This window comes from uncultured Oscillibacter sp., assembly GCF_950073225.1.
Taxonomy (GTDB): Bacteria; Bacillota; Clostridia; order Oscillospirales; family Oscillospiraceae; genus Oscillibacter.
The window spans coordinates 45,050-69,993 of sequence record NZ_CATMPS010000007.1; the positions used below are offsets into that span (position 1 = coordinate 45,050).

The following is a 24,944-nucleotide window of genomic DNA, read 5'->3' on the forward strand; positions in this document are numbered from 1 at the left end:
TAGAATAGAGATGTAGAGATGACAAAGACGATATCAATCTTAGGCTCCACCGGCTCCATCGGGCGGCAGACCCTGGAGGTGGCGGAGCAGCTGGGGCTGACGGTGGCCGCCATCACCGCCCACAACAATGTGGCGCTGGCGGAGGAACAGGCCCGGAAGTTCCGGCCCCGGCAGGTGATCATGACCGACGAGGCGGCGGCAAGGGACTTAAAAGTCCGCCTGGCGGACACGAAGACCCGCGTCCACGGCGGCGTCTCCGCCCTCTCCACGGCGGCGACGCTGCCGGGAGTGGACACGGTGGTCACCGCCGTGGTGGGCATGGTGGGCCTCAAGCCCACCCTCGCCGCCATCCGGGAGGGCAAGCGCATCGCCCTGGCCAACAAAGAGACGCTGGTCTGCGCCGGGGAGCTGGTGATGGAGGCGGCGGAGAGGCGGGGGGCGGAGATCGTCCCCGTGGACTCGGAGCACTCCGCCATTTTCCAGTGCGTCCAGGGCTGCCTGGACCGGGGGGAGATCCGGCAGGTGATTCTGACCTGCTCCGGCGGGCCCTTCTACGGGATGGGCAAGGAGGAAGTGGCGAAGAAAACCCGGGCGGACGCGCTGGTTCACCCCAACTGGAAGATGGGCCCCAAAATCACCGTGGACTGCGCCACGCTGATGAACAAGGGGCTGGAGGTTATCGAGGCCATGCGCCTCTACCGCCTCCCCCTGACGCGGGTGAAGGTAGCCATCCACCGCCAGAGCATCGTCCACTCCCTGGTGGAGTTCCGGGACGGGGCTTTGCTTGCTCAGCTGGGGACGCCGGATATGCGCCTGCCCATCCGCTATGCCATGACCTATCCCCAGCGGGCGGAGTCGGCGGCGGAGCCGCTGAACCTTTTGAGCTGCCCGCCGCTGACCTTCGAGGAGCCGGACCGGGGGACCTTCCCGTGCCTCCGGCTTGCGGAGGTGGCGGCGGCCAAGGGAGGCACCGCCTGCGCCGTGCTGAACGCCGCCAACGAGGAGGCGGTGCGGCTGTTCCTGGAGGACCGGATCGGCTTCCGGGACATCTTTGATCTCACCGCCCGGGCCATGACGGAGCTGCCCGTGGTGCACAAGCCCAGCCTCCCGGATATTCTGGAGGCGGACGCCGCGGCCCGGCGTGAGGTTTTGAAAAACGTTTCAAGGTAAGGGGCAGTATCTTTATGAGCTTTGTCTATGTTCTGGCAGGTATTTTTATCTTCGGCTTTCTGGTCGCCATTCATGAGCTGGGCCACTTTCTGGCGGCCCGGCTCTGCGGCGTGCGGGTCAATGAGTTTTCCATCGGCATGGGCCCGCTGCTGTGGCACCGGGAGACGGGAGAGACCCGGTATTCCCTCCGGCTTCTTCCCATCGGCGGCTTCTGCGCCCTGGAGGGGGAGGACGGGGACACCGGGGACGAGCGGAGCTTCACCCGTCAGGGCTTTTGGAAAAAGCTTGTGATTCTGGCCGCCGGGTCCTTTATGAACCTGCTGGCGGGGATCGCCGTGATTGCCTGCATCTTCGCCACGGCTTCCGGCTTTTACGTGGACCAGGTGGCCGGGTTCTCCGAGGGCTTCCCCCTGGAAGGGGAGGACGGCCTGATGGAGGGTGATATCTTCTATAAAATCGACGGCTGGCGGACCTACCTCCGGGGAGACGCGTCGCTGTTCCTCCAGTTCAACGACGGGAAGGGCGTCGACATGGAAGTCATCCGGGACGGGGAGAAGGTGGTCTTGAAGGACCTGCCCCTGTACCGGGGGACCTACGACGGTCAGGAGGGGCGGTTCGGCCTGATGGTGGGGGCCGCCCGGGTTCCGGCGACCTTCTTCAACACAGTGAAATTTATCGGTTACCAGACCCTGGACTTTGTCCAGCAGGTATGGTTCAGCCTGATTCAGCTGTTCCGGGGCAGCGTGGGCCTCTCGGAGGTCAGCGGCCCGGTGGGCATCGTCTCCACCATGACGGAGGTGGGAAACGCCTCCAAGACGGCTATAGACGCCGTTGAGAACATCGCCTTCTTCGGGGCCCTCATCGCCATCAATCTGGCGGTGATGAATTTGCTGCCCATTCCGGCCCTGGACGGGGGACGCATCTTCTTCCTGGCGGTCGACGCGCTGTCCCTGGGACTGTTCAAGCGGAAGGTGCCGGAGAAGTATCAGGCGGCGATGAACGCGGCGTGTTTTATTTTGCTGATGGGCGTGATGCTGCTGGTGACCTTGAAGGACGTTGGGCAGCTCTTTATGCGGGGAGGTTCCTGATATGACGAAACGCCTGATGGTGGGGAAGGTTCCGGTGGGCGGCGGCGCGCCGGTGTCCATCCAATCTATGTGCAACACGAAAACCGATGATGTGGCGGCTACCGTGGCCCAGATCAAGGCCCTGGAGGCCGCCGGGTGTGAGATCATCCGGGTGGCCGTTCCCGACCAGGCGGCGGCGGAGGCCGTGGACAAAATCAAGGAGCGGATTTCCATTCCCCTGATTGCCGATATTCACTTCAACTACAAACTTGCCCTCGCCTGCGCGGAGCGGGGAATCGACGCCATCCGCATCAACCCCGGCAACATCGGCGGGGAAGAGAAGGTCAAGGCCGTGGCGGACGCCTGCCGCCTCCGGGGCATCCCCATTCGGGTGGGGGTCAACGGCGGCTCTTTGGAGAAGGAGCTCCGGGCCAGGCACGGCGGCGTCACCGCCGGGGCCCTGGTGGAAAGCGCCCTGGGACAGGCCCGGCTGCTGAACCGCTTCGATTTTGACGACATCTGCTTTTCCGTCAAGTGCTCCGACGTGCCGCTGACCATGGCGGCGTACTTAGCCCTCAGTGAACAGACGAACTATCCCCTCCACCTGGGGGTTACCGAGGCGGGCACCCCCTCCATGGGGATGGTGAAGTCCGCCATGGGCATCGGCGGCCTCCTCTGCCTGGGGGTGGGGGACACCATTCGGGTGACCCTGACCGCCGACCCGGTGGAGGAGATTTACGCCGCCAAGAAGATTTTGAAGGCGGCGGGGCTGCGCAAAACCGGCGTGAACCTGATTGCCTGCCCCACCTGCGGCCGGACCCGGATTGATCTGATCCCCATTGCCGAGGAGGTGGAGCGGCGGCTGGCGGACTGCGAAAAGAACATCACCGTGGCGGTGATGGGCTGCGCCGTCAACGGCCCCGGGGAGGCCTCCGCCGCCGACATCGGCATCGCCGGGGGCAAGGGCGAGGGGCTGCTGTTCCGCAAGGGGGAAATTTTGTACAAGGTTCCCCAGGAGCGGCTGGTGGACGCGCTGATGGAGGAGATCGGGAGGCTCTAAGGCCTGAGATTGAAATGCACAAGAGAGGACGCCATGTCGAGAAACATTCCATTTTTTGAATTTTTCGCCGAGCTGTCGGCGTCTCCTGAGCTCCGTCTCCGGCTGACCGGGGCGGAGCTGACCCATGGCCGCATCGACCAGGGGGAGCGGTCCATAGATCTGGATATGACGGTGAAAAGCCCCCTGGACCAGGGGGGCGTGCAAAGCCTGGAGGAGACGCTGCGGGCGGTCTACGGCTTTCAAAAAGTGGCGCTGCACGTCACCTGCGCGGCTCCGCCGCCTCCGGCGCCCAGCCCGGTTTCCCAGAGCGGCGGCGGAGCCAAGGCGGCTCCCAAGAAGACGGGCAAAATTCTCATGGGCAATCCCATCAAGGCCCGGCCCGGCCCCATGTCGGCGCTGAACGTGAAGATGGGCACGGCCACGGTCTCCGGAAAGGTCTTCTCCTTCGAGTGCCGGGAGACCCGGAGGCCGGGCATGTGGCGGCTGAGCTTTGACATGACCGACGGCACCGGCTCCGTTACCGTCCAGAAGAACCTGGGGGCCAGGGAGGCCCAGGCCCTGGAGGGGGCGGTGAAGCCCGGCATGTGGCTGGTGGTCCAGGGAAAGATGGAGCCCACCTGGGACGGCAAGGACATCCAATTGAACCCCCAGCACATCAACGTGACGGACCACGAGGAACGGATGGACGCCGCCCCGGTGAAGCGGGTGGAGCTCCACCTCCACACCCGGATGAGCAACATGGACGCCCTCACCGACACCAAGGAGGTCATCCAGGAGGCCATCCGCTGGGGCCACCCCGCCATTGCCATCACGGACCACGGCGTGGCCCAGTCCTTCCCGGAGGCGTGGCACGCCGCCGGAAATAAAATCAAGGTCCTCTATGGCGTGGAGGGCTATTTCATCAACAACGTGGACGACCGCATCGCCGTCCACGGCCCCCAGGACATTCCCCTGGACGGGGAAATCGTCTGCTTCGACATCGAGACTACAGGCCTCCGGGTGGACCGGGAGGCCATTACGGAGATCGGTGCGGTGGTGCTGCAGGACGGCGAGATCGCCGAGCGGTTCCAGACCTTCGTGAACCCGGGAAGGCGGCTGACGCCGGAGATCATCGGCCTTACGGGCATCACCGACGAGATGCTCAAGGACGCACCCAAGCCCGCCCAGGCTCTGGCGGATTTCCTGAAATTTGTAAACGGGCGGCCCCTGGCGGCCCACAACGCGGAGTTTGACATCGGCTTCATCCGCAAGGGCTGCGCCGAGGCGGGCCTGGATTTCCATCCCACCTATATCGACTCCCTGATTCTGGCCCAGAACCTGCTGCCGGGCCTGGGGAAGTACAAGCTGGACATCGTGGCGGAGCATCTGGACCTGCCCGCCTTCAACCACCACCGGGCCAGCGACGACGCGGCCACGGTGGGCTATATGCTGATTCCCTTTTGGAAAATGCTCCATGAAAAGGGGATTCACACCCTCCAGGCCGTCAACGGCGAGATGGAGAAGCTGCGGCCCCTGGGGAACAAGTCCAACCGCTTTCCAAAGCATATCATCCTCCTGGCCCGGAACAAGACGGGGCTGAAAAACCTCTACCAGATGATTTCCGCCTCCAACCTGAAATACTTCAAGCGGGTGCCCACCATTCCCAAGAGCCTGCTGAAGGAGCACCGGGAGGGCGTGATCGTGGGCGCGGCCTGCGAGGCGGGAGAGCTGTTCCAGGCGGTGAAGGACCACAAGGACTGGGAGGAGCTGAAGCGCATCGCCTCCTTCTACGACTACCTGGAAATCCAGCCCCTGTGCAACAACGCCTTTATGCTCCGCAACGGCGACGCCCGGGACGAGGAGGACCTGCGGGAATTCAACCGGGTTATTGTACGCCTGGGGGAGGAGTTAGGGAAGCCCGTCTGCGCCACCGGCGACGTGCATTTCCGGGAGCCGGAGGACGAGGTGTTCCGGCACATCCTCCTGGCCTCGAAAAAGTTCCCCGATGCCAACGAGGCCCTGCCCATTTACTTCAAAACCACCGATGAGATGCTAAAAGAGTTCTCCTACCTGGGGGAGAAAAAGGCCTATGAGGTGGTGGTGGCCAATACCCGCCTGGTGGCGGACCAGATCGAGCAATTCGAGCTGCTGCCCAAGGAGCTGTTTCCGCCGAAGCTGGAAAACTCCGAGGAGGATTTGAACCGCCTGGTCTGGGAGAAGGTCCACCGCCTCTACGGCGAGGACCCGCCCCAGCTCATTGTGGAGCGGCTGAACGTGGAGCTGGGCGGCATTTTGGGAAAATACGACGTGGTCTACATGTCCGCACAGAAATTAGTCCAGCGTTCCCTGGAAAACGGCTATCTGGTGGGCTCCCGGGGCTCCGTGGGCTCGTCTTTGGCGGCCTATATGTCCGGCATCACGGAGGTCAACTCCCTGCCGCCCCACTACCGCTGCCCGAAGTGCAAAAACAGCGAATTCATCCAGGACGGGTCCTATGGCTGCGGCGCGGACATGCCGGACAAGGCGTGCCCGAAATGCGGGACCAAGTATGAAAAGGACGGCTTCGACATTCCCTTCGAAACCTTCCTGGGCTTTGGCGGCGGCAAGGTGCCGGATATCGACCTGAACTTCTCCGGCGAGTATCAGGCCCGGGCCCACCGCCACGCCATTGAGATGTTCGGCGAAACCCAGGTGTTCCGGGCGGGGACCATCGGGACGCTGGCGGAGAAAACCGCCTACGGCTTTGTGAAAAAGTATCTGGAGGAAAACCAGATGACCGTGGGCCGGGCGGAGGAAAACCGGCTGACCCTGGGCTGCGTGGGGGTCCGGCGGACCACCGGGCAGCATCCGGGGGGGCTGGTGGTGGTCCCGGCGGACAAGAGCATGGAGGATTTCTGCCCGGTCCAGCACCCGGCGGACGCCGACGATTCCGACACCATCACCACCCATTTTGAATACCACTCCATGGAGGCGAACCTCTTAAAGCTGGACATGCTGGGACACGATGACCCCACCATGGTCCGCATGATGCAGGATCTCACCGGGGTGGACCCGCAAAAAATCCCCCTGGACGACCCGGACACCATGTCTATCTTTATTTCCAGCAAGGTCCTGGGCTATGAGAACGACGAAATCCTGGGCCCCACCGGGGCGGTGGCCATCCCGGAGTTCAACACCCGCTTCACCCGGCAGATGCTTATAGACACCCAGCCCAAGGACTTCAACACTCTGGTGCGCCTCTCCGGCTTCTCCCACGGCACCGACGTGTGGCTGGGCAACGCCCGGGAGCTGATCGTCAGCAAGACGGCAACGGTTCTGGAGACGGTGGGCTGCCGGGACGACATTATGCTCTACCTGATTTCCAAGGGGCTGGACCCCAAGATGAGCTTTAAGATCATGGAGTCCGTCCGAAAGGGGAAGGTGAAAAAGGGGGGCTTTGAGCCCGGCTGGGAGGAGGCCATGCGGGAGCACGACGTACCGGAGTGGTACATTGATTCCCTGGCGAAAATCGGCTATCTCTTCCCCAAGGCCCACGCCGTGGCCTACGTCATGATGGCCTTCCGCATCGCCTGGTACAAGGTCCATGAGCCCCTGGCCTTCTACGCCACCTTTTTCTCTGTCCGGGCGAAAGCCTTTGACGCGGAGTTTTGCTGCGCCGGAAAAGAGGCGGTGAAGAAGAAAATCCGGGAAATTGAGAACAACAAGGACGCCACGGCGGTGGAGCAGAACCTGCTGACCACGCTGGAGGTCTGCTACGAATTCTACCTCCGGGGCTTCCACTTTGATACCATCGACATCTACCGCTCCGACGCCACGAAGTTCGTGATTACGGACGGCGGGCTCCTGCCGCCCTTCACCACGGTTCACGGCTTGGGAGAGGCGGCGGCCCTGGACACGGTGGAGAAGCGGAAGGGGAAGGACTTCATCTCCATTGAGGAGTTCGCCCTGTGCTGCAATAAGCTTTCGAAGACCCATATTGAGCAGTTGAAGGCCCTGGGAGCCTTCGCGGGGATGGCGGAGACCAGCCAGATTACCTTGTTTTGATTCCGCCAAGACCGGAATAGGAGGAACAAGTGAAAAACCAATGGAGAGGAATCGCCCTGATTCTGCTCAGCATCACGCTGATGCTCGGCGCTCTAGGGGATGGGTGGAGATACTTTTTCGATTTGAGTATCAGCTGGCAGCATGTGTTTGCGGCGCTTGGCGTTATTGGGGCCGTGATGGTGTTCCTGCCTGAGAAAAAAGGGAAAAAGTAAAGACTTATAAAAAAGAGAGAGGACGGCACGTCCTCTCTCTTTTATTATGTATCCGCCTCCATGGCCCGCTTCAGCATCCGTTCCGTCATGCCTTCGCCCAACTGGCAGAGGCGGCGGAACTGCTTTCCCAGGTCATAGCGCATCCCGTCGTTGAGCCAGGCCATGATCTGACCGAAGCACTCGCACTGGTAGAAGCGAATGATGACCGCCCGGTCCTCCGCCGGGATGGGGACGCCGCCGGCGGCCGCGGCAGCGTAGTCCTCCACCACCCGGCGGCACACGTCCATCAGACACAGCTCAAACAGGTCCCGATGGGCCGACTGGTTGATGTGCAGCACCGCCTGCCGGTGGTCCAGGGCGAAGCGGGCGGCGGTCTCCAGGCAGTCCGCCAGGGACAGGGCCGGGCCCTGGGCGGCGATGATGCGGTCCGCCTGGTCCGTGATGAGATCTTCCAGCAGAGCGGGGATGTCCCGGAAGTGATAATAAAAGGTGTTCCGGTTGACGCCGCACTCCTGGACAATGTCCTTGACGGTGATCTCCCGGAGGGGGCGCTCCTCCAGCAGGCGGAGGGCGGCGGCCTTTATCGCCTCTCTGGCGGAAAAAGCGGTCATGAGGTCCTCCTTTCCTCCCGGGGGAACAGCCCGGCGGCGGCGCTGTCCGCCATGCGCTGGGCGGCGGCCAGGAGCTCCGCCTTGGGCAGGGCCATGTCCTTCTCAAACCATTCGGCCAAAAGGCCGATGAAGCCCCAGGCCAGGAAGTTCAAGAGGTAGTCCGTCAGCCGGGGGTCCTCCGGCTGGAACCAAGTCCGGACCAGGGGCGCGCCGTTCTCGTGGACCAGCCGCTGGATGGACTGGAAAAAGCCGCTGGCCTCGCTGCTGGCAAACAAAACCGCGCAGATCTCCCGGTGCTCCACGGCGAAGTCCAGCACCGGCTCGAATACCGGGGCCACGCTGCCCACGGCAAAGGTCTCCTGCATGTGGGAATCCACCAGGGCCTGGAGCTCCGACAGCAGGTCCTCCTCCACGCTTTGCAGCAGCTCTGCGGTGCCGGAGTAGTGGAGATAAAAGGTGGCCCGGTTCATGTCCGCCGCGTCGGTGACGTCCCGGACGGAGATGTCGGAGAAGCTCTTCCGCTTCATCAGCTCCAGAAGGCTCTCCTTTAATAATTTGCGGGACCGCCGGGCCCGGCGGTCTTCGGGGTTTTTCAGCATAAGGGTCCTCCTTCCGGCAAGCTAGACACTTGCCCGCTTTTGTCTATTGACCAGATTTCCTGCTTTTACTATAATCAACTCAAGTCAATAAGTCAACACAAATCTTATATTTAACAAAAGTTGATTATTCGGAGGGATCATTATGACCTGGAAAACCATGAGGAAACGCCTTTCCGCCCTGACGCTGGCGGCGGTGCTGACGGTGACGCTGAGCGTGCCCGCCGTAGCGGCGGAGGCCATCGGCGACGGCGTGGCCCCCACGTATGACGAGGCGTATTACGCCACGCTGGACTACTACGGCAACCTGCTGGAGGGCAGCGTGGTAAAAAGCTGTGCCATGAACGGAAAAGACCGCCTGACGGACTACGGCGTATACGACGAGGTGGTGAACCTCACCGACAGCACGGAGCCGGTGAGCGGGGAGGGGGGAAGCACCTCCTTCCGCTTCACGGACGGTGCGCCGGACCACTTCTACTTCGAGGGCAAGACGAAGAAGCCTTTTGAGGACCTGCCCTGGCGCATTTCCCTGCGCTATACCTTGAACGGCGTCCCCGCCAAGGCGGAGGACCTGGCGGGAAAGCAGGGCGTGGTGGAGATTTTCCTGGACATCGTGCCCAACGAGAATGCCGGCGACTACGCCCGGTACAATTACACCCTGGCGGCCACGGCCCTGTTCAACCAGGACGACATCCTCTCTCTGGAGGCCCCCGGGGCCCAGGTCCAGCTGGTGGGCAACCTGCGGACCGTCCTCTTCCTCTGCCTTCCCGGAGAGGAGCAGCACTTCACCATCCGGGTGGGCAGCAACGACTTTTCCTTCGGCGGCCTGACGGTGCTGATGATGCCCGCCACCCTGGCCCAGCTGGAGGAAATCGCCAAGCTCAGTGAGCGGAAGGACGATCTGGAAGAGGACTACCGGGCTCTTTCCGGCAGTCTCGACGAGCTGCTGGACGCCCTGGCGGACATCCAGAACGGCCTCTACGCCTCCGCCAAGGGTCTGGACCAGCTGAACGCGGCCCGGGGCACCTTCTCCGGCGGCAAGGGCGCGCTCTATGAAGGTACGGACCGCCTCCGGGCGGATCTGGGCAACCTGGCGGACATCCTGGCCCCGGTGGAGCAGCGCGTCCAGATTCTCAGCCAGACGGTGACGGACTCCAAGGCCGTCCTCAACGAGATGACCGACGCCGCCGTTACCCTCCAGGCTCAGCTGACGGAGCTGGAGACGGCTTTGTACGGCCTGGAGCAGGGAACCTATGACCTGCGGAGCGTCATCAGCCTGGCGGCGGACATGGAGGGAAGCCTCCTTCGCTTAGAGAGCGCCCTGGGCGGCGTACATGTGGGCGGCGGCAGCGTCGCCACCAACAGCCGGGGGCTGGTGGAGAAGGTGAAAAATGTCCACGGCGCATACGCGGCGGAGGATACGGAGACTTTCCTCCAGAAAATGCTGGAGGCCCAGGGCGCGGGCAGCGCCGAGGCCAAGGCCAAGGCGGCGGGCATGAAGCAGCTGCTGGAGGCGGATAAGGCGGGCCTTCCGGTGCCGCCGGACCAACAGGCGGCCCTGGAGGCGGCGAAGCAATTGGAAGGGCTCCGCCAGGCCAAGGACCAGACGGGCATGGGCTTCGGGGATTTCTGCGGCCAGGTAACCCAGGACCCCAATACCGCCAAGCAGATGAACGACCTTTGGCTGATCTACAGCGCCGGAGGCTCCACTTCGGGAAAGGCTTCTTTGAGAAACCGCCCTGCCTCTGAGATTCAAATTACGGTCCCGGCCGCTCCGGCCCCGGAGCAGCCGCAAGCGCCGGAGACGCCTTCGGCACCGGTACAGCCCGAATCTCCAGAAACACCTGAGTCCCCGGCGGATGGCCAAATCCCGGAACAGCCTCAGCTCCCGGAGCTGCCGCCCCCGGAAGCGTCCGCGCCCGAGACGCCGGAGGAACCCGCTGTGCCGGAAGAGACGACAGACCCGGAAGAGCCGCGAGAACCCACGACTCCGGCGGAGGAGGCTCCGGCGGAGACACAGGAGCCGGAGGCTTTTCACAAGGGACAGATGTCGGCCCGGCTGGTGGTTTATGAAAATCTGGACGAGGACGACAGTGATTCCAGCGACGACAGCGGCTCCAGCGGGGACAGCGGTTCCAGCGGAGACAGCGGTTCCAGCGGGGACGGCGGTTCCAGCGGGGACGGCGGCTCCAGCGGGGACAGCGGCTCCAGCGGAGACAGCGGTTCCAGCGGAGACAGCGGTTCCAGCGGAGACAGCGGCTCCAGCGGGGACAGCGGTTCCAGCGGGGACGGCGGTTCCAGCGGAGACAGCGGTTCCAGCGGGGACAGCGGTTCCAGCGGGGACGGCGGTTCCAGCGGGGACGGCGGTTCCGGCGGGGACGGCGGCGACCCCTCCGATCCCAGCAAGCCCCCGGAGAACAACACGGTAGGCGGCGCGGTAGTGGATCTCATCACCAACGGCCTGGACAGCGCTACCGCCCGGATTGACGCGATTCAAAGCCAGCTCAACGCCTCCCTCAACCAAATCAAGCGCCCCACCGCCGCCGTGGCGGGGGACCTGGCGAACCTCTGCGGGGAGCTGGACATTTTGCTGCGGGATCTGGACGACGCGGAGGACCTGATGGCCGCCCTGGGACAATCCGCCGGGACCCTGCGGGAAATTCTGGAGGACGTGGACGCCCTGCGGACCGTGCTGAACGGCTATGAGCCCACCCTTCAGGAGGCCCTGGCCAACACGGGGACCCTCAGCGCCTCCGCCGTTACCACCATCCGGGACACGGAGGCCCTGCTCACCGACGCGGAGAACCTGGCCCGCTCCACGGGGAAGGACCTGGACGCGGGGACGAAGCAGTCCCTCCGGGGCCTCTCCGCCGCTCTGCGGCAGACCGCCAAGGCCCTGGCCACCACGAAACAGGTGAAGGAGGCCAAAAACACCGTCACCCAAATTATCGAGGATACCTGGAACGAATACACCGGGGACGTGAACAACATCCTGCTGATGGACGCCACGGCGGAGCCGGTCTCCCTGACGGACGAGCGGAATCCCGCCCCCACCAGCATTCAGGTTCTTATCCGCACCCAGGAAATCAAGGAGGAGAAGCCGGAGGAGGACGAGGCTTCCGCCGCCGTGAAGGAAAAAACCACCTTCTGGGGCCGGGTGACCCAGATGTTCCGGGACTTCTGGAACGCCGTCACCGGCGTCTTCCAATGACGGGAGGAGAGCCGCCATGATTGAAAAAATCGCCCATAAGCTGACCCGAAAGCCCAAGCTGGTGGCCCTGATTGCCGTGCTGATGCTGATTCCCTCTCTCATCGGCTACGCCGCCACCCGCATCAACTACGACATCCTGTCCTATCTGCCCCAGGATCTGCCCTCCTCCCAGGGGGAGCAGCTTCTGGAGGAGCCCTTCCAGATGGCGGCTACCAGCATGCTTATCGTGGAGGGGATGCCCGCGGGCTATACCAACAAGCTGATTCAGGACATCCAGGACGTCCCCGGCGTGTCCAGCGCCGTGTGGCTCAGCAATCTGGTGGGCATCCAGGTTCCCGTGGAGATGATTCCGGCGGACCTCCGGGAGATGTTCTTCTCCGGCCAGGCCACCATGATGCTGATTCAGTACGACCATCCCGGGGCCTCCGACGAGACCATGGAGGCCATCCGGCAGGTGCGGAGCGTCTGCAACGAGCGCTGCTTCCTGGCGGGCTTCTCCGTGGTCATCAAGGACACCCGGGACGTGATGGACGGGGAGCTGCCCATCTTCGTGGGACTGGCGGTGCTGCTGGCCCTGGCGGCCATGAGCGTGACGCTGGAGTCCACTGTCCTGCCCTTTGTGTACCTGGCCAGCATCGGCATGGCCGTGGTCTACAACTTCGGAAGCAACATCTTCTTAGGCCAGATTTCCTACATCACCAAAGCCATCGCCGCCGTGCTGCAATTGGGCGTGACCATGGACTACTCCATCTTCCTCTACCACCGCTATGAGGAGGAGCGGGAGCGCTATGACGACAAGCGGGACGCCATGGCCCAGGCCATCATCGCCGCCTTCCGCTCCCTCTCCGGCAGCAGCATGACCACCATCGCGGGCTTCCTGGCCCTGTGCTTTATGCGGCTGACCCTGGGAAGGGACATCGGCATCGTCATGGCCAAGGGCGTGGTCCTGGGGGTGGCGACGGTGATCCTGGTCCTGCCGTCCCTGGTGCTGATATTCGACAAGCAGATCGGAAAGCACAAGCACAAGACCCTGATTCCCTCCTTCGATAAGGTCAACGCCTTCATCCTCCGGTACAAGGTCCCCCTGGTGGTGCTGACAGTGCTGCTGTTTTTCCCGGCGGTCTACGCCCAGCGCCACGCGGACATCTACTACAAGCTGGACGAATCCCTGCCCCGGGACCTTCCGTCCATCGTCAGCAACGAGAAGCTGAAGGACGATTTCGATATGGCGACCAGCCATTTCGTGGTCCTCCGGGACGACCTCAGCGCCGCCGACATGGGGGAGCTGGAGCGCCGGATGGAGGAGGTCCCCGGCATCACCTCCGTGGTGTCCTTCCACAAGATGCTGGGCGTGGGCATTCCGGACTTCTTCATCCCGGAGGACCTCAAGAACATGCTCCGCCAGGAGGGCTGGCAGCTGATGATGATCAATTCCAGCTATGCCCCGGCCACAGACGCGGTGGCGGCCCAGCTGGACGCTATGAATGCAATCCTCCACAGCTACGACCCCTCCGCCATGATCACCGGGGAGGGGGCCATGTACCGGGATTTGATCGACACCTCGGCGGTGGACTTCCAGGTGACGAATTATATTTCCATCGCGGCCATCTTCCTCATCATCGCCTTTGTGTTCAAGTCCGCCTCCGTCCCCCTGGTGCTGGTGGCCACCATCGAGCTGGCCATCTTCATCAACCAGGGCTGCTGCTACTTCCTGGGCACGGAAATTCCCTTCATCGCCCCCACCATCATCAGCTGTGTCCAGCTGGGGGCCACGGTGGATTACGCCATTTTGATGACCTCCCGGTTCCAGGAGGAGCTGAAGAAGGGCCTTGGACGGGAGGAGGCCATCCGCGTTGCCGCCGCATCCTCCGACGCGTCCATCGTCACCAGCGCCCTGGTGCTCTTCTGCGCCACCCTGGGGGTGTCCTTCGTGTCCTCCATCGACCTCATCGGGGCCATCTGCGTCATGCTGGCCCGGGGCGCGCTGATCTCGGCGCTGGTGAGCATCTTCCTCATGCCTGCCATTCTCTGCGTCTGCGAGCCGGTTTTTAACAAGACCAGCTGGCATTGGAAAACGCCGGACCCCGCTCCGGCCCTGCCCGGCTCGGAGAGGGAGGCGCTTCCCACGGCGGAGACCCCGCCCGCCCTGGCGGAGGCGGCCATTCCGGCGGCCTCTGCCGGGGAGACGCCGGCAGAGGTGGTTTCCATAGAGATGGAGCCGGTTTCCGCCCAAGGGGAATAACGGAAGATCCAGTAAGGCCCCCGGAGGGATGTCCTCCGGGGGCCTTTTCGCATGATTGGTCAGTCTTCATCCTTTGCCCAGGCCATGGCGCAGCGCACGGCCCGCTTCCAGCCCTTCAGCAGCTCCTGCCGCCGCTGCTGGGAGACGGCGGGGGAGAAGGTCCGCTCACAGGCCCAGTTGCCCCGAATCTCGTCCAGATCCCTCCAGAAGCCGGAGGCCAGTCCCGCCAGGTACGCCGCCCCCAGGGCGGTGGTTTCGATGCACCGGGGCCGCTGGATTTGGGTGTCCGACAGGTCTGCCTGGAACTGCATGAGGAAGCTGTTGGCGCTGGCCCCGCCGTCCACCTTAAGAGAGCCCAGGGCCAGGCCGGACTCCTCCTTCATGGCGCAGAGCAAATCGTTGGTCTGGTAGGCCAGGGATTCCGTCACCGCCCGGATGAAATGCTCCCGGGTGACGCCCCGGGTGAGGCCCGTTACGGTGCCCCGGGCGTAGGACTCCCAGTAGGGGGCTCCCAGGCCAACAAAGGCCGGGACCACATAAATGCCTCCCGCGTCCTCCAGGCGGGAGCAGATCTCCTCTGTCTGGGCGGCGCTGTCCACCAGCTTCATCTCGTCCCGGAGCCACTGGATGGCGGCCCCGGCGATGAAAACGCTGCCCTCCAGGGCGTAGTGGATCTGCGTTCCCGTTCCGGCGGCGATGGTGGTGAGGAGGCCCCGCCTGGAGGCCACCGCCTCCGCCCCGGTGTTCATCAGCAGGAAGCCGCCGGTGCCGTAGGTGCTCTTCACGTCCCCCGGTTCAAAGCCGCACTGGCCGAAGAGGGCGGCCTGCTGGTCACCCGCGGCGGCGGCGATGGGGATGGACCCGCCGAACTTGTCCGTCTCGCCGAACAGGTAGCTGCTGGGCAGGGCCCGGGGCAGCAGGGAGGCGGGGATGCGGAAGTAGTCCAGCAGCTCCTGGTCCCATTGGAGCTTGTGGATGTCAAAGAGCATGGTCCGGGAGGCGTTGGTGTAGTCCGTGGCGTGGACCCGGCCCCCGGTCAGGTTCCAGATAAGCCAGGTGTCCACGGTGCCGAACCGTAGCTCTCCCCGCTCCGCCCGCTGCCGGGCGCCGGGGACGTTGTCCAAAATCCACTCCAGCTTGCTGGCGGAAAAGTAGGCGTCGGGAATCAGGCCGGTTTTCTGACGGACGGCCTCCTCCAGCCCGTCCCGCCGGAGACGCTCAATGCGGTCCGCCGTCCGGCGGCACTGCCAGACAATGGCGTTGCAGACGGGCTTCCCGGTGGCGGCGTCCCAGACCAGGGTGGTTTCCCGCTGGTTGGTGATGCCGATGGCGGCGATTTCATCCGGCCGGGTGTCGGCCTTCTGCATGGCCTCCATGGCGACGCCCATCTGGGTGGACCAGATGTCCATGGGGTCGTGCTCCACCCAGCCGGGCTGGGGATAAATCTGGGGGAACTCTTTTTGCACCACGGCCCGGATTTCCCCCCGGCGGTCAAAGAGGATGCACCGGGAGCTGGTGGTGCCCTGGTCCATGGCAATCACATAGTTTTTCTCGTTCACGTCCGCTCCTCCCGCGCCGGTCACAGGGTCCCCTTGAAGAAGTCGATGACGCCCTGCTCCACCTGGTCCTTGAGATCGGCGTAGTTGTGAATCTCATGGCGGTAGCCGTCGTAAATTTTGGTGGTCACCTTGTGGCCGGAGGCTTCCAGCCAGGCGGAAACCTGCTTCACGCCCTCGCCGTACTGGCCCACCGGGTCCTCGCCGCCGGCGATGTTGTAGACGTGCAGGTCCTTGGGCACCTTCTCCGCCCAGGCGGGGCCGGTGATGAAATCGATCATCTGGCAGAAGTAAAGGAAGGAGCGGTTGCTGGTGGGCCGGGAGAAGGCGTCCAGGGGGTCCATGGCGTGGTCCGCCTGGACATAGGGGTCGGAGCAGATCCACTCGTTGCCGAATTTGATTTCCTCCGTGCACCGCTCGCACATCCAGCCAAGCAGGGCCCCGGCGGCGCTGGGGTCGGAGGCGTCCCCCTGCCCGGCGTCCACGGCGGCCTGGAGCATGGCCATGCCCTGTTCCAGCCCGGGGAAGACGCCGCTGGTGCCGCAGAGGGTGACGGCGGAGAGCTCGGAGCCATAGGCCGTGATGTAGTCCCGGGCGATGAAGGAGCCCATGCTGTGGCCGAAGAGGAAGCAGGGGAGGCCGGGGTATTTCTCCTTGACCAGAGTGGTCAGGGTGTGCTCGTCCTCCATCATGGTGTGGGGGCCCTTGTCCCCCCAGTCGCCCCAGGAGCTGTTGACCACGGCGGTCCTGCCGTGGCCCACATGGTCGTCCGCCGCCACGATGAAGCCGGCGTCCAGGAATTTGGAGATCATATGAAGATAGCGCCGGGAGTGCTCCCCGAAGCCGTGGACCAGCTGAATGATGCCCACAGGCTGGGCTGCGGGGACATAGATCCACCCCTGGACCTGGTCCCGCTGGTTGAAGGACTGGAAGCTGATCTCGTGTAACATCGCTGCTCCTCCTGTTCCGGGGCGAGAGCGCCCCTGTAAATTGACCGGAAAATTAAGGAATTATAGAAAGTATACCGTGCCTCGCCGCCGCTGTCAACCAAAAGCGGCGGCAAAGCCGGTCCGGGCAATTTTTTCCGGAAAGGGGCTTGCCATTTGACAAAAAATCCGTTATGCTATTCATAAAGTCTTTATAAAACAAGAGACGGGGGATGAGGAGCCATGACCATATCGCCTGCCAACAACATGGACGTCAAGCGGCGCAACCGGGTGAACACCCTGCGCTGCATCCTGAAAAGCGACCGGGTTTCCCAAATGGAGCTGACCCAGAAGCTGGCCTTGAGCTGGCCTACGATTTTGCAGAACGTGAAAGAGCTGACGGAGCTGGGGCTGGTTCGGGAGGACGGCGTGTACGCCTCCACCGGCGGCCGGAAGGCCAAGGCCTACGCTCCCGTGCGGGACGCCCGGGTGGCGGTGGGCGTGGACCTGACGGCGGACCACGTCGGCGTGGTGCTGACGGACCTGGGGGGGAACCTTCTGAAGCAGGCCACGGGGGCCCTCCGCTTCTCCATGGAGGAGATCTATTTCAAGTACCTGGGCGGCCTGCTCCAGCGCTTTGTGGAGGCCAACGGGGCGGCGGATCGGATTCTGGGAGTGGGCATAGCCCTTCCCGGCATTGTGGACGGGGAGCGGGGCGTGCTGCGGGAGTCCCACGCTCTGGAGCTGCGGAATGTGCCGCTTAGCCGCTTTACCCAGCAGATACCCTGGCCCTGCCGCTGCCTGGGCGCCGCTCATGCCGCGGGCCTGGCGGAGTTCCGGGGCGTGGATGGGGATATGGTCTATCTCTCCCTGGACGACACCGTGGGCGGGGCCATCCTCCGGGACGGGAGCCTTTGCCTGGGGGACCACCTCCGGGCGGGGGAGTTCGGGCACATGACCCTGGTTCCCGGCGGCCGCCGGTGCTGGTGCGGCAAGGCGGGCTGCCTGGACGCCTACTGCTCCGCCAAGGTCCTTTCGGATCACGCCGGGGGCAGCCTCTCCGCCTTTTTCGAGGAGCTCCGCTCCGGGGACGCCGGGAAGCGGGAGATCTGGCGGGAGTATCTGGAGCACCTGGCGGCGGCGGTGAACAACCTCCATGTGGCCTTCGACTGCGGCGTCATAGCGGGGGGCCGGGTGGGGGCCTGCCTGGAGGAGTTCGGGGAGCTGCTGCGGGCGCTGCTGGCGGAGCGGAATCCCTTCGAGCAGGACGCGTCCTATCTGAAATGGAGCCGCCGCCCCCAAGAGGCCGCCGCCGTGGGCGCGGCGCTGACGCAGGTGGAGGCGTTCCTCGAGGGGCTTTGAAAGTACATCAAGCAAGAGCGCCGTCCCGGCCGGGACGGCGCTCTTGCTTATTTTCCGGCGTCCCGTTCCTCCCCAAGGACGGCGTGACAGGTCTCCAGGGCCTTGTCCAGTTTCTGCCTCAGGACGGTCCCGGGTTCCCCGGTTTTCAGAGCGGCGTGGATGTCCACCAGCTCATAGCGGGGGGAGGCCCCCTCCGCCCGGTGGAGCATGTAGAGGGGGATATAGCCGCAATCCGCAACCTGGGCCTCCCCGGTTTCGTTGTCCCGGGTGAGGGTCAGGGTCAGCACCGCCGTCGTGTCTGTGTTGGGCTTGGTCTGGGAGGAAATGAAGTTTCCCAGGGAGTAGCAGACAAAGCCCTGCCGCCCGTCGGGCAGGGTCCGGATCTCCATAGGCTGGGGCACATGGGAATGGCCGCCCAGGATAATGTCCGCGCCGTTTTCAAAGAGAAAGTCCGCCAGTTCCTCCTGGTATTGGTTCTGCGTCAGCTTGTACTCCAGGCCCCAGTGGATCATCACCGCCACCAGATCCGTTTTCAAGGCCTTGGCGTCCTCCAGGTCCCCGGCCAGGCGGTCCCAGTCCGGCTTGGAGAGGGAGGTCAGGTAGTCGGTGTTGAAGACATTGATGGCGTAGGGGTGCTTTTTCGGTATGGGGATGCCGTTGGTGCCGTAGGCATAGCCCAGAAAGGCCACCGAGATGCCCCCCACGTCGGCCACGGCGGCGTTGTGGTCAAATTCCTCCTGGGTCCGGCTGGTGCCTACATGGGCCAGGCCGGCCCCGTCCAAAACGTCCAGCGTCCGGCTCAGGCCGGAGAAGCCCCGGTCCAGGCTGTGGTTGTTGGCGGTGAGGCACAGGTCGAAGCCTAAGGCCTTGAGGTCGCGGGCCAGGTCGTCGGGGGAGTTGAAGGCGGGATAGCCGGAGTAGGGCGGGCCGCCGGAAAGGGTGGTTTCCAGGTTCACCACAGCGTAATCGGCCGTCTCCACATAGGGCCTGGCGGCGGCCATGATCCGGGCATAATCGTACCGTTCCCCGTTCCAGGCGTCGTTGGTGATGGGCATATGGCTCATGGCGTCCCCGCAGACCGCCAAAGTAGCCGTAGTGGGCTCCGGCGGCGGGGGTTCCTCCGGGACGGCGGGCCCCTCCGGGACGGCGGGCCCCTCCGGGGTGGGAGGGGGCTCCGGCTCCTCCCGGGGAGGCGGAACGGACGCCTCCGTTCCGGCGGGGAGGGCTCCGCCGCAGGCGCTCAGGAGCAGCGCCAGACAGAGCAGGAGGACAGGGATCTGCCGTTTCATGGAAGGACCTCCTTGTTTGGTTGTTTTTCGACCTGATTATAAGCCGTTCCGGCGGGCTTTGTCAATGAAGCGCGAAGCGTTGCCGCTTTGCCTTCCAGTTTGCCGGCTTTTTGAGGTTCATGGCGGCAAACTTAAGCCTCACCCAGTTGGAGACTTGGGCCAGGCCACAATAAAAGGTATAACGCATACCTCCTTTGAATCTCGCCGTGCCGTCTTGGCGTTGGGAGAAAGAATTTTTTGGGAAAGCTTTGAAATAAGAAATAACGGGAAGCCATTGACAAAAGGGCGTTCCGGCCCCTATAATAAAAACGGAAACCCATGGGCCCCTAGGGGGGCCGACTATGAAAGCTAGGGGTGGAGAGAGATGAACAGTATCCGAAAGAAGATCACGGTATGCCTGATGGCGACGGTCCTGGCCGCGCTGTTTGTGGTGGGAGGCGCCAGCATTGGCCTGAACTACCGGAGCACCATCGCCACAGTGGACCAGATGATGACGCAGACCGCCGTACTGGCGGCGGAACGCATTGAGGAAGAGCTGATTGCCTATAAGAATGTGGCCATGGACACGGGCCGCATCACCCAGCTGGCCGATTCCGAAACGCCGCTGGAGGAAAAGCGGAGCATCATCGATGAGCGGGCCAGCCTCCACGGCTTCCAGCGGGGCAATGTCATCGGCTTGGACGGCATCAGCATTTTCGACGGGAAGGACTATTCCGACCGGGAGTACGTGCAGCAGGCCCTGAGCGGAAACGTTTACGTTTCACAGCCCCTGGTCAGCAAGATCACGGGGGAGCTGACCATTATGGTTGCCGCGCCTCTTTACTCCAACCGGGGGCTCGTTGCGGGGGCGGTCTACTTTGTTCCCCCGGAAACCTTTTTGAACGACATCGTGTCCTCCATCAAGGTCAGCGAAAACAGCCGGGCCTATATGATCAACAAAGACGGAGACACCATTGCCGACATCACCTTGGAGACCATCACCACCCAAAACATCGAGCGGGAGGCCCAGAGCGACTCCTCTTTGAAGCAGCTTGCCGCCATCCACGCGGAGATGCGGCAGGGGAAGGTGGGATTCGGCAGCTTCCACGACACCGACGGCCCCCGTTTCGCGGCTTACGCCCCGGTGGATGGAACCAACGGCTGGAGTGTGGCGGTCACCGCGATGAAGAAGGACTATCTGGCAGATACATATTTCGGTATGCTTATTGATGTGCTGGTAATCGTGGCCTCCATTCTGGCTTCCATCGTGGTGGCGCTGAAGCTGTCCAGCAACATCAGCGATCCCATGCGGGCCTGTGCCCAGCGGATGAAGCTGCTGGTGGAGGGCGACTTGAAGGCCCCCGTTCCCCAGACCCAGGGAAAGGACGAGACGGCGGAGCTGACCCGTTCCACGGCGGAGATGGTGACGGGGCTGAATACCATCATCAACGACATCAGCTACCTCCTTACGGAGATGGCCAATCAGAATCTGGACATCCGCTCCGCCCACCGGGAGGCCTATGTGGGGGACTTCCAGAATATTCTCCAGTCCATGCGGACATTGAAGGTGGAGCTCAGCGGCACCATGCGGCAGATCAACGCCTCCGCCGGGCAGGTGTCCTCCGCCAGCAACCAGGTGTCCATGGGCGCGCAGAGCCTGAGCCAGGGCTCCATGACCCAGGCCAGTTCCATCGAAGAGCTGGCGGCTACCATCACGGAGATTTCCGACAGCGCCAAGCGGACCGCCGCCGCCGCCGAGGAGGCGGGGCGCTTCGTGGGTCAGGCCGGAGGGCAGCTTGGAATCAGCGTGGAGCACGTCAAGGGGCTCAACGCCGCCATGGAGAAGATTTCCGGCTCTTCCGAGGAAATTTCCAAGATCATTGCCACCATTGAAAACATTGCCTTCCAGACCAACATCCTGGCCCTGAACGCCGCCGTGGAGGCCGCCCGGGCGGGCAGCGCCGGCAAGGGCTTCGCCGTGGTGGCCGACGAGGTGCGCAACCTGGCCACCAAGTCCGACCAGGCCGCCAAGGCCACCAAGGAGCTGATTGAAAGCTCCATCGCCGCCGTCACCGAAGGAAGCCGGGCGGTGGGAAATGTCACCGAGTCTTTGGAGCGGACCAGCGAGTCCGCCGGCCACGTAACCGCGCAGATGGACATCGTGGTGGAGGCTGTGGAAAACCAGACCTCCGCCATCAACCAGGTCACCGAGGGCATCGATCAGATTTCCTCCGTGGTCCAGACCAACAGCGCCACGGCCCAGGAGAGCGCCGCCGCCAGCGAGGAGCTGTCCGCCGAGGCGGCCAGCCTGAAGCAGCTGGTGGACCAGTTTACCTTAGCCAAGGACTGAGGCGGGCCGCGTTCGATGCTTGCGGCGGGCGCCGTCACTGGCAATTTACTGTAAAAAAGGGCCCCGCGGATACGCCGCGGGGCCCTTTTTGTGGCTACATCCACGAAAATACGGCAAATCCTGAAAAGACCGTTGACAAAATCAGGATTTTTGCTACAATAGATAGCGTTCAAAAGGCGTACGCCTTTTTTTCATGGTTTGCAGACAAACCATGAGGGGAGTTGTATGCGCCTGGAAGACACAAAAATTTTTGGAGGTTTGCAATGAAGAAGTTTTTCAGCATGCTGCTGGCGCTCGTGATGCTTTTGGCTCTCGCGGGCTGCGGCGGCAACGACAAGACCCCCGCGCAGGATCAGGGCGGCTCCTCTGACGCCGGCCAGACCCAGCAGGACGGGGACTCCGGCGAGGCGGGCGACGCCGCCGCTACCCTGGAGGACGGTATCGGCGACTACCACATCGGCATTGTCACCGGCTCCGTCTCCCAGTCCGAGGATGACCGCCGCGGCGCCGAGGCCTTCCAGGCCAAGTACGGCGAGGACAAGGTCACCCTGGCCATCTATCCCGACAACTTTACCGAGGAGCTGGAGACCACGATCCAGACCATCGTGAATATGTCCGACGATCCCCTGATGAAGGCCATTGTCGTCAACCAGTCTGTCCCCGGCACCACCGAGGCTTTCCGCCAGATCAAGGAGCGCCGCCCCGACATCATCTGCATCGCCGGCGAGGCCCACGAGGACCTGCCCGAGATCGGCTCCGCCGCCGACCTGGTGTGCAACAACGACTTCGTGTCCCGCGGCTATCTGATCATCCGCACCGCCCACGAGCTGGGCGCGGACACCTTCGTCCACATCTCCTTCCCCCGCCACATGGCTTATGAGACCATGAGCCGCCGCGTGGCCGTCATGGAGGAGGCCTGCAAGGAGTTCGGCATGAAGTTCGTCCTGGAGACCGCTCCCGACCCGACTTCCGACGTGGGTATCCCCGGCGCTCAGGCTTATATCCTGGAGAACGTCCCCGCCTGGGTCCAGAAGTACGGTGAGAACGCCGCCTACTTCTGCACCAACGACGCCCACACCGAGCCCCTGCTCAAGCAGCTGGTGGAATACGGCGGCTACTTCATTGAGGCCGACCTGCCCTCTCCTCTGATGGGCTATCCCGGCGCTCTGGGCCTGGACCTCACCGAGGAGGCCGGCGACTTTGAGAAGATTCTGGCTAAGGTCGAGTCCGCTCTGGTGGAGAAGGGCGCCGCCGATCACTTCGGTACCTGGGCCTACTCCTATGGCTACACCCTGTCCGCCGGTCTTGCGGAGCACGCCAAAAACGTCATCAACGGAGTCAGCGAAATCACGGACATGGACGCCGTGGCCGCGGCCCTGAACGTGTACTCTCCCAAGGCCCAGTGGAATGGCGCGGGCTACACCAACGCCACCACCGGAGTCAAGAGCGACAATGTGTTCCTCATCTATCAGGACACCTATATCATGGGCGACCCCGGCCGCTTCATGGGCAACGCCGACGTGGAGATTCCCGAGAAGTACTTCACCGTCAGCTGATTCGATTCAAAAATTGTCTGCCGCACGGGGAGGAGGACCTGTCCTCCTCCCCGCGCTGGCTTTGACCGGGGCGGCATGAGTCCCCGCCCGGCGCCGGGGACCGGCGCGCGGAACAAATGAGATAGGGTGGATGTATGACAAACAACGTGAACCCCTTGCTGCAAATGCAGAACATCAAAAAGGACTTCTTTGGCAATCAGGTCCTCACCGATATCAATTTTACCCTGGGTGAGGGCGAGGTTTTGGGCCTGTGCGGCGAGAACGGCGCGGGCAAAAGCACCTTGATGAAAATACTCTTCGGCATGGACGTCATCCGGGAGACCGGCGGCTACGGCGGCGACATCCTGATTGACGGCCAAAAAGTGGAATTCAACACGCCTTTCGACGCGCTGGAGGCGGGTATCGGCATGGTACATCAGGAGTTTTCCCTGATTCCCGGCTTCTCCGCCACAGAAAATATCCTCCTGAATCGGGAGCCCTGCAAAAAGAATATTGTTTCAGAGGTGTTCGGAGACCGTCTGAACACGCTGGATTATAAGGAGATGGACCGGCGTTCCTCCGCCGCCATCGAAAAAATGGGCGTCGCCATCGATGCGAATATGGTCATCAGCGACATGCCCGTGGGACACAAGCAGTTTACGGAAATCGCCCGGGAGCTGAGCAAGGACCAGCTGAAGCTGCTGATTTTGGACGAGCCCACCGCCGTGCTGACGGAAAAGGAGGCCGAGGCCCTGCTGGAATCCATCCGGGGCATGGCCGCCCGGGGCATTTCCGTCATCTTCATCACCCACCGCCTCCATGAGATTCTGGCGGTGTGCGACAAGGTGGTGGTCATGCGGGACGGTTTCGTGGTCCGGGATGTTCCGGCAAAAGAGACCAGCGTAGAGGACATCACCAAGTGGATGGTGGGCCGGGACGTGCAGAGCGCCGCCGCGGGCGAGGCCCGGAGCAATGACGGGGCCCGGACCATCATGTCCATCCAAAACCTCTGGGTGGACATGCCCGGCGAGACGGTGCGCGATGTCTCCCTTGATATCAAGGAGGGCGAGATTCTGGGCATCGGCGGCCTGGCGGGCCAGGGCAAGCTGGGCATCCCCAACGGCGTCATGGGCCTTTACGAGGCCGGCGGCAAGGTGACGTTCAACGGCGGGGAGATCCCCTTGAACGATCCCCGGAAGTGCCTGGATTCCTCCCTGGCCTTCGTGTCGGAGGACCGGCGGGAGGTGGGCCTCCTGCTGGACGAGAGCCTGGAATGGAACGTGGCGTTCCCCGCTATGCAGATCCAGGAGAAATTCCTGAAAAAGCTGCTGGGCGGCTTTATCAAGTGGCGGGACGAGAAGGGCATCCACAAGGTGACCCAGAAATATATCGACGAGCTGCAAATCAAGTGTACCAGCTCCAAGCAGAAGGCCCGGGAGCTCTCCGGCGGCAACCAGCAGAAGGTGTGCCTGGCCAAGGCCTTTGCCCTGGAGCCCAAGTTCCTCTTCGTGTCGGAGCCCACCCGGGGCATCGACGTGGGCGCCAAGTCCCTGGTGCTGGAGGCGCTGAAGAAGTTCAACCGGGAGAACGGCGTCACGGTCGTCATGATCTCCTCCGAGCTGGAGGAGTTGCGGCAGACCTGTGACCGCATCGCCATCGTCTCCGGCGGACAGGTGGCGGGCATCCTGCCTGCGGCGGCGTCCTCCGAGGAATTCGGCCTGCTGATGGTCAGCAAGGTCATATAGGGAGGTGGGT

Annotated in this window: 16 protein-coding genes; 11 read left to right on the forward strand and 5 right to left on the reverse strand. The window is 63.2% G+C overall.

All coding sequences use genetic code 11. From position 1 onward, the window contains the following. Positions 1 to 18: 18 nt before the first annotated feature. The 5 genes from Q1M04_RS05745 to Q1M04_RS05765 are packed head-to-tail and all read left to right on the forward strand — an operon-like array spanning position 19 to position 7,532. Entirely contained in the window at positions 19 to 1,170 is a 1,152-nt protein-coding gene (locus tag Q1M04_RS05745) for a 1-deoxy-D-xylulose-5-phosphate reductoisomerase (RefSeq protein ID WP_293279949.1), read from the forward strand. Between the two features lie 14 nt (positions 1,171 to 1,184). Continuing rightward, entirely contained in the window at positions 1,185 to 2,258 is a 1,074-nt protein-coding gene (locus Q1M04_RS05750; RefSeq protein WP_297997603.1) for an RIP metalloprotease, read from the forward strand. A 1-nt stretch (position 2,259) separates the two neighbouring features. Next, positions 2,260 to 3,297: a flavodoxin-dependent (E)-4-hydroxy-3-methylbut-2-enyl-diphosphate synthase gene (gene ispG, locus Q1M04_RS05755; RefSeq protein WP_297997601.1), complete on the forward strand. Its 1,038-nt coding sequence runs from the start codon at positions 2,260 to 2,262 to the stop codon at positions 3,295 to 3,297. Between the two features lie 33 nt (positions 3,298 to 3,330). Beyond that, positions 3,331 to 7,320 (forward strand): PolC-type DNA polymerase III, encoded by a 3,990-nt coding sequence (locus Q1M04_RS05760; protein WP_297997599.1) that lies wholly within the window; start codon positions 3,331 to 3,333, stop codon positions 7,318 to 7,320. A 29-nt stretch (positions 7,321 to 7,349) separates the two neighbouring features. Continuing rightward, complete coding sequence (locus Q1M04_RS05765) at positions 7,350 to 7,532, forward strand: hypothetical protein (RefSeq protein WP_295756364.1); 183 nt, start codon at positions 7,350 to 7,352, stop codon at positions 7,530 to 7,532. Between the two features lie 44 nt (positions 7,533 to 7,576). On the opposite strand, the gene Q1M04_RS05770 is transcribed toward Q1M04_RS05765, so the two are convergent. Further along, positions 7,577 to 8,143 carry a TetR/AcrR family transcriptional regulator gene (locus Q1M04_RS05770; protein WP_297997596.1) on the reverse strand — a complete coding sequence of 189 codons (567 nt, stop codon included), beginning with the start codon at positions 8,141 to 8,143 and terminating at the stop codon, positions 7,577 to 7,579. Beyond that, positions 8,140 to 8,742 (reverse strand): TetR/AcrR family transcriptional regulator, encoded by a 603-nt coding sequence (locus Q1M04_RS05775; RefSeq protein WP_297997594.1) that lies wholly within the window; start codon positions 8,740 to 8,742, stop codon positions 8,140 to 8,142. Before Q1M04_RS05775 ends, Q1M04_RS05770 begins: the two co-directional genes overlap by 4 nt. A gap of 142 nt (positions 8,743 to 8,884) precedes the next feature. Between Q1M04_RS05775 and Q1M04_RS05780 the strand changes: the two genes are divergently transcribed. Together Q1M04_RS05780 and Q1M04_RS05785 are read left to right on the forward strand one after the other, a co-directional pair. Continuing rightward, the gene (locus Q1M04_RS05780) at positions 8,885 to 11,950 is read left to right on the forward strand and encodes a hypothetical protein (RefSeq protein WP_297997592.1); all 3,066 of its coding nucleotides are present in this window, start codon (positions 8,885 to 8,887) and stop codon (positions 11,948 to 11,950) included. A 16-nt stretch (positions 11,951 to 11,966) separates the two neighbouring features. Then, on the forward strand, positions 11,967 to 14,192 hold the full coding sequence (locus Q1M04_RS05785) for an RND family transporter (protein ID WP_297300868.1): 2,226 nt from the start codon (positions 11,967 to 11,969) through the stop codon (positions 14,190 to 14,192). Positions 14,193 to 14,251: 59 nt separating this feature from the next. On the opposite strand, the gene glpK is transcribed toward Q1M04_RS05785, so the two are convergent. Together glpK and Q1M04_RS05795 are read right to left on the reverse strand one after the other, a co-directional pair. Further along, entirely contained in the window at positions 14,252 to 15,751 is a 1,500-nt protein-coding gene (gene glpK, locus Q1M04_RS05790) for a glycerol kinase GlpK (RefSeq protein WP_297997589.1), read from the reverse strand. A gap of 20 nt (positions 15,752 to 15,771) precedes the next feature. Next, positions 15,772 to 16,698: an alpha/beta fold hydrolase gene (locus tag Q1M04_RS05795; protein ID WP_297997587.1), complete on the reverse strand. Its 927-nt coding sequence runs from the start codon at positions 16,696 to 16,698 to the stop codon at positions 15,772 to 15,774. Positions 16,699 to 16,917: 219 nt separating this feature from the next. On the opposite strand from Q1M04_RS05795, the gene Q1M04_RS05800 reads away from it, so the two are divergent. Continuing rightward, positions 16,918 to 18,036: an ROK family transcriptional regulator gene (locus tag Q1M04_RS05800; RefSeq protein WP_297294414.1), complete on the forward strand. Its 1,119-nt coding sequence runs from the start codon at positions 16,918 to 16,920 to the stop codon at positions 18,034 to 18,036. 47 nt (positions 18,037 to 18,083) lie between these two features. Here the strand turns inward: Q1M04_RS05800 and Q1M04_RS05805 are convergent, their stop codons facing one another. Continuing rightward, positions 18,084 to 19,325 carry a CapA family protein gene (locus tag Q1M04_RS05805; protein WP_297997585.1) on the reverse strand — a complete coding sequence of 414 codons (1,242 nt, stop codon included), beginning with the start codon at positions 19,323 to 19,325 and terminating at the stop codon, positions 18,084 to 18,086. 364 nt (positions 19,326 to 19,689) lie between these two features. On the opposite strand from Q1M04_RS05805, the gene Q1M04_RS05810 reads away from it, so the two are divergent. The 3 genes from Q1M04_RS05810 (at position 19,690) to Q1M04_RS05820 (ending at position 24,934) form a co-directional block, all read left to right on the forward strand. Then, a complete protein-coding gene (locus tag Q1M04_RS05810) occupies positions 19,690 to 21,654 on the forward strand; it encodes a methyl-accepting chemotaxis protein (protein WP_297997583.1) in 1,965 nt (654 codons plus the stop codon). A 263-nt stretch (positions 21,655 to 21,917) separates the two neighbouring features. Then, entirely contained in the window at positions 21,918 to 23,210 is a 1,293-nt protein-coding gene (locus Q1M04_RS05815) for a DUF3798 domain-containing protein (protein ID WP_295756388.1), read from the forward strand. A 134-nt stretch (positions 23,211 to 23,344) separates the two neighbouring features. Next, positions 23,345 to 24,934, forward strand: a complete 1,590-nt coding sequence (locus tag Q1M04_RS05820; protein ID WP_295756391.1) for a sugar ABC transporter ATP-binding protein — start codon at positions 23,345 to 23,347, stop codon at positions 24,932 to 24,934. The last annotated feature ends 10 nt before the right edge of the window (positions 24,935 to 24,944 follow it).